Raw genomic sequence first — 11,682 nt, 5'->3', positions numbered from 1 at the left:
TCATTGACACCTGCCGCAAGCGCCGCACGGATCCATGGGCCTATGCCTACGCCCTCATCACCGCCGCTCGCTCTAACAATCTGCTGCCCACCATCCCTGCCCAGCTAGCGATCTGACCCGGGGGTGTGAACGGTTACGATATGATGTCTAGCTAGCAGTCTAGCTTGATCGATTAAGTCAATGGCTAAACTCCGGTCGTCCGGGTCTGTATCTTTATCTGCTACGATTGATTCGATTATGGCGTATACTCGTCTGTATTTCTCTATATATTCTAGTGGCTCTATTTCTCTTATTTCAGTATCTTCTTTTAATGATTGAAAAAACCTATAAACTTCATTCCAGCGAGTGTCCACTGCTACGATCCTTATGCCTGTGATCTCATGTAAAATCGCGTTATGATGACTGAGTAACTTCGTCTGCGCAAACCCTCTCACGTTCGCTCATGGCCCGACGAATGCCGGCGTGCCGAACGGAGACGCCCGCCCGTTAAAGCCCGTTGTGCTGCCTTGGTTCTGGCTTAGCGAGGCGGCTAGGCCATGTTTGATGGCCCGTTGCCCGTCGCCCCAATTTCCGATGTTGACGGTGGGGATGAGGCCGTTGTCCGCACCGGATGGGCGCGCGGCAGGAACGGCGGCTTGTCGCGTCGGCTTTGCGGCTCCGGGTGCCCATGTCTGATAGCTACCAGCCGCGCTTTTGTGGTTGACCCAATGGCCTCCGTTGCCTTCAAAATAATGACCTACCATCGTGTGAGACCAAGCGTTTCCAACCGCCTTTAGATCGGCAAGCGGGTGGGTGGCGACAAATGCGACTTCGTGAATGAACCGCTCGATGGCCGTACCGGCCATGAGCAAGCTTCGGTGCATCCCGTTGAAGTTGGCGATGATCACCCCGACGCCCGCCGCGATCGCCGCCACGCTGGCACCCATGATCGCCGGCACGGTGCCGAGCGTCGAGAGGGCAACGATGACGGCCGTGGTGCCAAACGCCACCAGCCCAGCCCCTACGGCTCCCATGCCGTAAACAATGTCCCTGATCAGTTGTGGATGCACCTTGGCCCATTTTGTCATGCCGACGATTGCATTGGTGAGCGTGTTCAGCACTTTCACCGCAACCGGCACCAACGGGCGACCGATCGTCATCAGGAAACTTTCAAACGCGCCGTGTAGAGCCTTCATCGGGGCGTTCATTGATTGGTTCATCTGCATGCCGAAAATCGAGACGCCCATCGATTGCTGCATCTGCTTCGATGTGCGGAGATAACTAAGCGCATTGGTGATCATGTTCGCCACCAGGCGCGATCCGGTTTGACTGCTGATGGTCTGATAGACCGCTGCCAGCAACGCCTTCTTACCATGCACGCCATGCGCTTCGAGCGTCGGCACAAGTATTTTCTGCGTCCAAGCAAACAAACTTTGCCCGTACAACACGTCGGAGCCTTTGAGCGCGTTCGGTTTAAGCGCGGTCTGAAATGTATGCGGGATATGGATAAACCCGCTTGCCTTCGCTAATCCGTATTTTTGCAAGTTGTAAGCATACAACCGGCTGATCGGACCGCCGCTGAACTCTTTGAGTACCATCGCAAAGCCACGGCCGGCGCTTGGCCCCATCTGTTGCGCCGCTTCGGCCAAAGATGTCCACCAAGCCTGAGTGTTCATCATCTGCGAGGCGGGCCCGGCTAGTTTCGTGGTCCGCATGATTACGTTTGGCGTAAGCAGTTTGCCAGCGATGTTCTGTGCGGCCAGCGCATCGGTCAGGTTGGTGCGGAGTGCCGCAACCGAGAACGTCTTGCCATCCGCGCCATAGGTGCCGCCGCGCAATTCGATGGATTTGAGCAGCTCTGCCAGCGCGGTCGGACCGCCCATACCCCAATTCGTCAGAACGCCCTCGGCTCGCACCACATACGGCGCGGCGGCGCGTGCTTCTTTGCTCGAACCCAGTACGGTCCGGGTTTTCATCAGCGCGGCCAAGGCGTCGGCGTAATCAACGTTCGGCGTTCGCATGGACTGCGCAAACGCGGCATCGGTCAGGCGGCCGACATTGCCAGCAGAAACGCCCATCTGCCGCAAGCGAGATTGCACCTCTGCCAGTTTGTTGCCGTAGGATGCCAGTTTCGCGGTTGCACCCAGGATCGCAACGCCGCCCATCGCCGCAAACGCGCCAACCGCCGCAATCTTGACGGCGGAAAACTTGCCCTTAAGGTGATCGGCTTCGCGTCCCAGCCCAAGCAGATCGCGGGTGATGACGCGGAGAACGGGCGCAACCGAGTTCGTTGCGGCTATCTCAATACCGATTCTGTAGGCGCGGATCATCGCTCGTTATCTTTCTTGAAAAGGGTGCGCCCGGCGACACTGGGGAAATGCCGCCGGGCTGGCCGGCGCAGAGAGAACCCCTTCGTAACTGCGCTGGATTCGGTTCATCAGGCCGCGCGCGCCTTCATCACGCCATGCACGGCGCGTTCGACATCGGCCAGCGAAGTGATGGCATGCGTCCCCCAATGATCGGCGGGGGGTCGTTCGCGACTGAGGTGCAACGAGTATTGTTGCGCATGCTGCAACCCCGCATCCCGTGCTTCCAGGCCAGCCACATCCATATCCGACATCGCCTTGCGGGCTTCGGCAACGGCACGGTCGAGGCGTTCGGCAGCTTCGATGCGGCGGGCTATGGCGGCGGTGCGGCGGTCATCGCGGTCGAGGCGATCGGCGATCGCGGCGCCTTCGCGGAGGGTGAATTCGCGCTGCTTTGCGGCGGCGTGGACGGCTTCGGCCAGTTCGGCGGTGGCAGCGGCTTCGGTCACCTTCCCGGCCGACCGCACCAGATCAGCGGCGCCCAAGCCGGACCCGGCGGCGGCTTGCTGTATCAGGTCCGCACGTTTCGCAACGGCAGCGGCGTGGTCAGCATTGGCAGATGCGAGAGCGGTATGGGCTTCACGGAGCAGGCGCTGCGCATCGGCATGCACGGCGCGGGCGGATTGGCGTTCGATCGGGGTCATTTGGTTGCTTTCGGTTGGTGGATGGGGCGGGCGGCGATGCGTGCCATGGCGGCGCGTTCATCGCGGACTCGCTGCATCTTTCTGGAATAATCGGACATGGCCGCTTTCGCGCGGCGGTATTCCTCCGGTGTCAGCTTGCTGGCATCGACCCTCGGCGGTGGCGTCGGATCACCGGGCTGCCAGTCTTGCGGATAGCCGGCTTCGCGCCGCAGACGGGCATCGAGCGCCGCGAGATCGGGGTCAGTGTGGCTTAGATCGCTCATTGTTTTGCCTTTCTGTGTTTGTTCGGCATCGTTAACGTCCCATATAATTAAACGTGATTGTGCGGGCGGGTTGCGGCGGTTTGATCTTCGCGTGCAGCAAGGCACCCACAGCCGCGTTTGCCAGATCGTCGTGATTACCGGGCGGGTGGTCGATCGAATCCCGGCCGCCGCGCGCCGTGCGCCGTTCCAGCGCACATAGTTGCTGCACCAAGCGCGGGTCATCCAGCAGTTCGGCGTTGCCAGAGTTCAGCAGTGGCAGCAGATCGCGGTAGAGATCAGATTTCGGCCGGTCTGCCGGGTGATACGTGATGCCGTGCACCGCAAACCGTTCACGCGGCCACTCGCCCGCATAGCGATCACCGTGCACCTGCTTGACGCCGTAGCTTCGCAGAATACGGGCAAAGTCCACCACTACCGCTTCCGGCGAAAATGGTGGTCGGACTTCGCGCAGGGCATCGAGTACCGGCACACCCTCACGATCAAGATGAGCAATTCCGAGGGTCATGCTATCCGATGAGCCGCCTGATGGATCAGTGAAGGCGGTGTAGTGAACACCTTGCCGTGGTGGCAGTTCATGCCGTCCCGTGCTGATGCAGCCCTCAACGACCTCGCGAGACACGAATGCAGCGATGTCATCACGAAACTCAGCGTCGTATTCAGCCCGCGCGCTGGCAGGGTCATCCTCTCGGGCCGCCTCGACAATGGCCGGATCAAGCGCCGGGTTCATTTCCAGCGATGCGCCGCGCCATACGAGCGTCCGGCTGCCATCACGTCCATAATGGCGCTTGAACGTGTTGTAGAGGGCGCCGCGTTTAGCATAGGGCGATGACGCCATCAGGAGCATCGAGCCGGGGATGGTGGCGAGTGCGGGGCGTACCGCTGCCAGGACTTCGGTGTCTGGGTTGGCGCTATCGTCCGATCGCCAGAACGCAATTTCGTCGCAAAGAACCGCTGCGAATGTGCGACCACGCGGTGCGCCGATCGCTCCGGTGTGCACCTCGATCACAACCCCGTTCGTCAACCGCACCGACTCGGTAAGTTGATCCTCAATTAGACCGGCCAGCATGGGCACGGCTTTGAGCAGGCCGACTGCATAGCCGAGGATGACGCGGGCCTGCTTTCGATCAGCAGCGATGATGGCGATTGTTGGCACCTCGCCCGGTGCCGTCACTGTGCTGTAGTCGCGAAAGCATGTCAGGAACACGGCAATGAGGGCGAGCACGCGGGACTTTCCGCCTCGACGGCCGCAGATGAGCGCGGCTTCACGAAATGCCTCCAGCGGCGCCGTCAATCGGCCAGTGTGGTGGGTGTAAACCGCCAAATCGGCGTCGGTCATCGCCAAGCCAAACAGTGCCGCCAGGAACACCCGCCAGCGCGCCCATGATGGATCGGCAAAGAGCGTGCCGAACAAGCCATCGTCGGCCAAGGCGGTAAGGATGGTGATGCTCATGGCGCGCTGGTGGGCGTCGGGTTGGCGGCTTTGCTGGCGAGGTATTCGGCTAGGTTTGGACCTTTGGCCGCCGCACCTTTCAAGCCAAGCCGGGCAAGCGTCCGCGCCAAGGTGTTCGCCCAGGCCGTGTACCGCCGGCTATCGAACGGGTTCATGTCCCCGCTATCCATGAATTTTTTGTCCATCCAGGCAAGGTGCATTTGCAGGCGAACGCATGTTTCGATCAGGATCAGTTCAGCGGTGTTCGGGTTGCCGACATGCGCGATCAGGTCCGCGCGCATTGCGTGCATCAGCTTCGCCTCTCGGGTACGGCCATCGATGCGCTTGGCCGCGTTCGAGCCGAACGGCTTTACCCGTTTGCGCACTCTTTTCGGCTTGGCGGTTGGCTCGGTCATCTGGTCCCCAAAATTGGTGAAAGCGTGCGGCAATGTTGCCCCGATGTTGCCCTATCTAGCCGGTTGAAACGCGTTCTCAATAGTTCGTCATAAAAAACAATGATTTAAGTTCATCGGCCAACCGGTCATAAACCGGTTGCTCTATTGGATTGGCGTTAAATTGTCCCGCCGGCGGGACGGTTGAAACTTCCCGGCGCCGGGAAGTTCGAGGCATTCAGCGGGGCGGAAAGTATGGTCGCGGCGCCGCGACGTTCTGCGTCCGGAATCTCCCGCCGGCGGGAGGTTTTGGCGCTACGTATCGAAACCAAGGTGATGGTGATTTTTGGCGTGGCGTTTCTCACCTCATAATCCCTCATCCCGGCAAGTTTTTGATGGTCCGGGTTGGTCTAGGGTGGTCCGGGTGCTGGTCTAGGTAAAAACCTAGGGATTCTGTGGCTTGGTCTAGGTGGTCTAGGTTATTTCTATTTTTCAAAAGAAATTAAAAAAGGAAGGACGCCACGATTTAAAAAGTCTTTGCATTTTTTTACCCGGCCCACCTAGCCCACCTAGACCACCCCTAGAGTTTCCTCACTTTTTCTGGTCCGGGTTGGCCGTTTTTGGTCTAGGTTGGTCTAGGTTGACCCTCCTGATTCACTCGTCACACACACCCCAATCAAATTTTAGGCCGGTTTCCACCTCGAACCCTCTCCGGGCAGCATCGAGTGCACCGAGCCGGTACCCCCAGGCGCGTTCTCTCACGATGGGAGCGGCAATCCGGGAATCGCCATACGCGCCGCCGTTGGTGATATGTTCTCCGACGATCGCATTGCGTGGTCGGCTTGAGTGCGCCCCATGCTTAGTCAACCATTTCCCGATCGCCTCGCGGGTGACTGGGTGGCGCTCTCCAATGCCTTTTGCAAACTCTGCGTAGGAGGTGAACAGCAACTCGGTCGTGACATCCTCCATCCACTCCCCGAAAATGTTTTCGAGTCCGATTTTGGAGCGGAACACGTACCCCCGCTGCAAAACGTCGAGCCACCACGCCTCGGTCGTGGGCAGAGACAGTTTTTTCTGTTCACCGAGTTCGGCGGTCTTCGGCGCGTTGCGGATATCGAACCCAGCCAGGTCATAGTGCAGCAGATCATGCAGCATCGCGGCATAGCCGCCATTGGTCATCTCGCTTTGGATCGCTGCGAAATAGGGGAAGTCTTCTATGTGGTCATCAGACGTTTCGAGCACGAAAAACCGCCGCGCTTCCAACCCTGCCGGGATCACCCAACCCTCGTTTGACGCCATCATAAGGTGCAGAAAGTTCGGGGTCTCGACGGGGTTGCGATACTTTCCTTCAATGGTCAGGGTCGGTTCGGTGATGATCGATTTCAGGACACCGACATGCGCCTTGTCACCTGCGAACAGCGCTTCATCGGCGAACAAAAACACGCAGTCTTGGAGATGGGAATTGAAATTGCCGGTCAGATGCTTAGCATTCGATATTGACATCCCGTGCTGACCGAATACCCGCTTTATGGCATTGGCGAGCGTGCCCTTGCCGGTTCCTTCCTTCCCGCGAATGACAACAGCGACCTCGGCGCGTTCGGCTGGGAACTGAAATAGCCGCGCCATCCATCCGATCAGGTAATCGAATTTGACACGGTCACCCTTGCAGATGACGGTTTCAATGTGTTCCTTCATTTTCTGCCATGAACCGGGCTTCGGCTTGACCGCAAAACCACGCCATAGGTTCAGAACATCCGCCCCGTGCTGGTCGGTCGGGTCGAACACGACGCCACCAAGGTATTCGGCGCGTTGTGTCGATTTCAGCCAAATGTTTGCGATTGGCACGTGATCCGGTTTCTTGCTTTCCTCGTTTTCAACCTCCACCGTCCGGTTGCAATAAAGCTTGCGCAGATCCTCGAACGTGACGCGGTCGAACACATGGCGGTGCAGGATATCGTCTGTGCGGGAGAGAAACACGACGGTCTTGCCGCCCTCGAACACGACGGAATGCTTCGCGTTGAAATAGGCGACCGCGTCATCTGGGGTTTTAATATCCTGCACCCGTAACTCGGTGCCTGCCCCTGGCCGCAGGCCAACCGCGCGCCGGGCATCGGCAACCTCCCGGTCCAGCACCTCGGGACGGATGCCCAACCGATCAGCGATTGCCTCGCGCTGGCGATCGTACTCGATCGGAGCCATCGCCGCCGCGCGGGCGATTTCCAGCGCGGACTGGGCAAGTGAATCCATACTGATCGTTTCCGGCTCGAACTCGCTTAATGTCGCATAGGCTTCGTCCGGTAGCGGTTCCGGCATATCAAGTTCGTCGGCATCGCGAGGCATCAGGCGGCCCTCGAATTGGTGTGGGGTTGTTTCATCACCCAGGCGAAAATTGCTTCGGCTTCGCCAGCGGGTTTGCCGGCATCACGCGCCGCACCGACAAGGGCATTTTCGACGCTCGATGCGGCCAGCAGTCCGCGATGGACGAACCGCGCCAATCGTGCCGCTTCGGACAGGATCGTCGTGTGACGCGATGATATTGCGGCACTCGATACGCGAGCGGTGGCATCACGCAGGGCGGACCACGCATCGGTGTCCGCCCTGATCGTACCGGTTTCAGGCAGCGGCTTGGCTTGCCTTGGTGCGGGGGGTGCTAATTTTTCAGGGGGAGGTACGATCACGCGATCAGCGCCCGGAATGAGAGCAACGCGGTTGGGCAACAGATCAGCGCCAACCTCAAAAACTGGGGCGGCGGTGTAAATGATCTGAGCCGGGCGGAAAACGGATACATCGAGGCCGGCGATACCTGCCAGCCAGCGTTCGATTTCCTTTCCGGTGATGGCCCGGTCGAGCCAGTGCCACAACCGAACCCTGATTCCAGGTTTCACCCCATGCGATCCGGTCGCGCATACGATGGTTGCGGCGCGGTGGAAGGCTGACGGCAGTCTTTCCAGCGCCACCCGGCCGCAGGCGGCCAGATCAGTGACGTCGACATCATCCGGCTTGTCGAGAGCGTCCCAGTCGGTGGCTACCCAAAAACGGGGCACTTCATAAAGGGTAGGACGATCGCCCGTTTCGCGGTCCGTATGAAGCAGACGCCGGATCGGACCGGTGATCGTCGCGTTGATCAGCGCGGCACGGACAATGCACCGATCCGGCCGGTCTGATAGCCAGATCAGCGCGCGGTGCAGATCGTCGAGATTATCAACATCATGCTCAATCACGGTGAACATCCGGGCTTCGTCGTATCCGACAATCGCGCCATCAGCCTTGACCAGCTTGGCGAGGCGCCGGCCGCGTGAACGCAGGATGGTGATGGTGTCCGAATTCACTCCGCACCCCCCACACGGCGCATCCGTTCGATGAACGCGGCGGGGTCCGGCGATCGGTCCATCCCGAAACTGCCGCTAACGCAAAGCCGCAGAACGTTATCGATCGGGTCTTCGGACGGCCGCATCGCGGCGATGCCATCGATCTGATTAGTAACCTTGCGAGGTGAGTTCCGGTGCGCCGTTTTCGCAGCGGCGGACCTAACATAGAGGGTGATCTTAGATAACGCTGCGGCCTCGATCTGCCGCACCCGCTCGGCGCTGATCCCGAAGCGCACGGCCAGGTCACCCAGCGTTGCCGGTTCATCGTCGCCGTGGCGGGCGGTGATGATCTCCCGTTCGCGGGGCTTCAGCGTGGCGATGGCGGCGGCCAGCATCGCGGCGCGCTGGTCGGATTGCTGGCGATCAGCCACAGTCGTTTCGGGGTCACTGGTGGCCCCAACAACATCATCGGCGTTTTCCGCGTCGATGCTCGTATCCGGGGCAACTTGTGTATAGCGGACCGAGAGGTGAAGGGCTGCCAGTGATGGCTTCAGTTCACCCGGATCGGCGTCGGTCCGCACCGGGCGGGGGCGCTTTACCACCGAGGCCACCAGTCGGCATTCATTGCGCAGACGGGCCATGACGGGCCGCAAAGCATAGGTCGCAAATGCAAACCCGCGTTCGGGGTCGAAGGTAGGAGCGGCGTCGGTGAGGCCAAGGCAAGCCGCGCTGAACAGATCGTCAAACGGGACGCCGGACTTGCGGGAAGCCTTGGAAGCGGCACGGCGGGCGAACGGGATGTGGCTCTCGACCAGCATCATCGCGGACGCATTCAGGCCGTGATCTGGAGAGCAGGAAGGTTTAGTTATTTGAAGCATGGGGCACCTCATTTGCGAGGCCCCGGCTTGAACTGTCAGCAGAATTGGCTATCTAGCGGGTGTCGATGCCGCGTAGGATACCAATTATGCCGCCGGTCCTGCCAGGGCCGGCGGCTTTCTAGTTGGCGGCGTGATGAACGGCAGGGCGCGAAGCGGCGCGTTCAGCGGCCCAAGCATCAATCTCGGCTTCCACCCATGCGATCGAATTCCCCCCAAGATTGACCGGGGGCGGAAACTCACCCGCCCGCACGAGCCGACCCAGATGCACGCGGGTCCAGGGGATGCCCCGATCTTTGAGTTCTGGATAACGGATGAATTTCATTTTGACCTCAGGTTCTAGGTTGATGCCTGAAGTTCAATTAGCCGCCAGATGTGTGTTTAACGTCAGAAGAAATGCGAATTAGATTCTTCGTACTTTGAGTTCTTCGGCCAGCCACGCGTTTAATTGAAAGTCGTTGACCTCATGGCCGATCGCGGGAAGCGCTTGCATCAATAAGTGCTGGAGCGGGCCAGTTCGGTTGGCCCCAAGCCGGCGGGGACAACCAGCCAAGCGCCACGCCCCGATGGCCATTCCGAGGATCGCCTGCCCGTCCGCTGCCCAAACCCGACGCCGGCCAGCCTTCTTGGTTCGTCTGACACGGAACACGCCTTCGCAATTCTCCACAGCAGCGAGCAATTCTTTGGTGGGCCCCACCGTGCTTTCAGCCTTCCGCAATGGCTCGCGGCCAGCGTCGTGGGCGGCTTTTTGAGACCCATCGGCCCCAGCGATCAGAACGGGCAGGTCCTCTTTCAGCACCTCGAGCGCAGCCAAAACGCGGCGGATGCGGTCGGTTGTTAGTTCCACCTTTTGTCGCCCCACCTTTGTTACCTCCGCAATGGCCGGCGGTTCACCGCGCTGGATCAAGCATAGATTACAAAAATGCGTCAGCCCCTCCACCATTTCAGCGGTCGGCTGCGGCCTCGCCGCCGGGTGATCGAACCAAGCTGCCACGTCTGCCGGCGTCAGGGCGCTCACGCCCCTGCCCTCCGAATCCGCTCTGCCTCAATATCCGCAACATCCGCCGGCGGCTTCGGTGCCAGGATGCCCCGCAACCGTGCCTCCCATAGCGTCAGGCATTCCCGCTTTTCATCCATGTATGAGTGCTGGTCGTAGACCTTGTGCAGCCCAGGCCGGGCATGGGAGATGACCAGTTCGCGAACCAAGTCTTGAACGGGCAAAGCGCTGAAATGGGTGCGCACGGTGCGCCGCAGATCGTGCATGACCCAGTTCTTGACGCCGGTAAGCCGATCGATGCGCTCTTTACATTTGCCAAACCCGTTTACGGATGTTTTGCCATCCGTGGTGGTAAAAACGTGTTCGCCACTGAACCGGGGGAGCGATTTGAGCAGCGCAACGGCATCGGGGGCGAGCGGAACGGCGTGCGCCCTCCCCCCCTTCATCCGCGCGGCCGGGATCGTCCAGACCTTGCTGGTAAAGTCCACTTCCGACCACGTCATGTCGGCAACTTCCCGCAACCGCTGGCCGGTCAGGATGAGCATGCGGATCAGGGGGCCGTAGGGATAGCCCATCACCTTGTTCTCGTGCCCGACCACTGCCTTCCCTTGGTCAAGGCACTTGTCCCAAACGGTCCGCAATTCGCCATCGCTCAAAATACGTTCGCGCGATTCCCGCCGGCCGATTAGGTCAGCAGGCCGCAGTCGCTCCATAGGGGATTCAGTGACGCCGAACTCGTGGGTGCCGATCGCCCAGTTGAACATGCGCCGCAGGATGCTGAATGCGTTGTGAGCCGAGTAGGGCGCGCGCTTGGCGATCGGCCGGATGGCCTCGGCAACCTCGCTAGGGAGGATGTCATTGATCGGACGGTGCCCCCACCGCTTGATGAACTCCATCTCGATCATCCGTTTCGCCTCGTCCCCCTTGGCGAGTTTGGACACGTGCCGCTCAATGAACGCCTCGGCAACCGCCTTGAACGTGTTGACCTGCGCCCGGTGCTCAGCGGCGCGCTGCCGGGCCTGCGCCACTTTCGGGTCAGTTCCTTTTTTGATTAGCGCGATCCACTCCCTCGCCTGCTCACGCGCTTTTTCGAGCGACAATTCGCCGTAGTCGCCCAAGGCGCGGCGGGTCGGGTTTTTCGGCTTCATGGGATATCGCGCGATCAAGACAAAGGAGCGGTGCCCGGCCGCGGTGACGCGGAGCGCTAGGCCAGGGACCAGAGCATCGGGATAATCGACCCGCCCCGTCTCTGGAACGCGCTTCGGTGAAGTGATGAACCGGTCGGACAATGTGACCTTAGCCATGACGGGTACTCCCTACGGGGCAACGGCGGGGCAACAAACATTTACGTCATCCCACGCAAATCAGTGTTGCCCTATGTTGCATGCGGTACCCATAAATGCAAGCAAATCCGCCAAGCCCACCCGAC

General features: G+C 60.1%; 11 protein-coding genes. All 11 read right to left on the bottom strand.

From position 1 onward, the window contains the following. Positions 1-440 precede the first annotated feature (440 nt). On the bottom strand, positions 441-2,309 hold the full coding sequence (locus tag AruPA_RS19005) for a hypothetical protein (protein WP_265638334.1): 1,869 nt from the start codon (positions 2,307-2,309) through the stop codon (positions 441-443). 107 nt (positions 2,310-2,416) lie between these two features. Beyond that, on the bottom strand, positions 2,417-2,989 hold the full coding sequence (locus AruPA_RS19000; RefSeq protein WP_265638333.1) for a hypothetical protein: 573 nt from the start codon (positions 2,987-2,989) through the stop codon (positions 2,417-2,419). Then, entirely contained in the window at positions 2,986-3,252 is a 267-nt protein-coding gene (locus AruPA_RS18995; protein WP_265638332.1) for a hypothetical protein, read from the bottom strand. Before AruPA_RS18995 ends, AruPA_RS19000 begins: the two co-directional genes overlap by 4 nt. A gap of 31 nt (positions 3,253-3,283) precedes the next feature. Further along, positions 3,284-4,702, bottom strand: a complete 1,419-nt coding sequence (locus AruPA_RS18990; protein WP_265638331.1) for a hypothetical protein — start codon at positions 4,700-4,702, stop codon at positions 3,284-3,286. After that, the gene (locus tag AruPA_RS18985) at positions 4,699-5,097 is read right to left on the bottom strand and encodes a hypothetical protein (RefSeq protein WP_265638330.1); all 399 of its coding nucleotides are present in this window, start codon (positions 5,095-5,097) and stop codon (positions 4,699-4,701) included. Before AruPA_RS18985 ends, AruPA_RS18990 begins: the two co-directional genes overlap by 4 nt. A gap of 630 nt (positions 5,098-5,727) precedes the next feature. Beyond that, positions 5,728-7,413, bottom strand: coding sequence for a DUF5906 domain-containing protein (locus AruPA_RS18980; RefSeq protein ID WP_265638329.1), 1,686 nt, complete (start codon positions 7,411-7,413; stop codon positions 5,728-5,730). Further along, a complete protein-coding gene (locus AruPA_RS18975; protein WP_265638328.1) occupies positions 7,413-8,402 on the bottom strand; it encodes a hypothetical protein in 990 nt (329 codons plus the stop codon). The genes AruPA_RS18980 and AruPA_RS18975 overlap by 1 nt, the downstream gene beginning before the upstream one ends. Then, positions 8,399-9,202 (bottom strand): sigma-70 family RNA polymerase sigma factor, encoded by an 804-nt coding sequence (locus AruPA_RS18970; protein ID WP_265638327.1) that lies wholly within the window; start codon positions 9,200-9,202, stop codon positions 8,399-8,401. The genes AruPA_RS18975 and AruPA_RS18970 overlap by 4 nt, the downstream gene beginning before the upstream one ends. Positions 9,203-9,377: 175 nt before the next feature. After that, on the bottom strand, positions 9,378-9,581 hold the full coding sequence (locus AruPA_RS18965) for an AlpA family transcriptional regulator (RefSeq protein ID WP_265638326.1): 204 nt from the start codon (positions 9,579-9,581) through the stop codon (positions 9,378-9,380). Between the two features lie 78 nt (positions 9,582-9,659). After that, complete coding sequence (locus tag AruPA_RS18960; RefSeq protein ID WP_265638325.1) at positions 9,660-10,274, bottom strand: hypothetical protein; 615 nt, start codon at positions 10,272-10,274, stop codon at positions 9,660-9,662. Continuing rightward, a complete protein-coding gene (locus tag AruPA_RS18955; protein ID WP_265638324.1) occupies positions 10,271-11,557 on the bottom strand; it encodes a site-specific integrase in 1,287 nt (428 codons plus the stop codon). Before AruPA_RS18955 ends, AruPA_RS18960 begins: the two co-directional genes overlap by 4 nt. Positions 11,558-11,682: the final 125 nt, after the last annotated feature.

Origin of the sequence: Acidiphilium sp. PA (assembly GCF_026191915.1) — a bacterium.
GTDB lineage: Bacteria > Pseudomonadota > Alphaproteobacteria > Acetobacterales > Acetobacteraceae > Acidiphilium.
The sequence above is the reverse complement of the archived record's forward strand: the minus strand, read 5'-3'. Positions and strand labels throughout refer to the sequence as shown.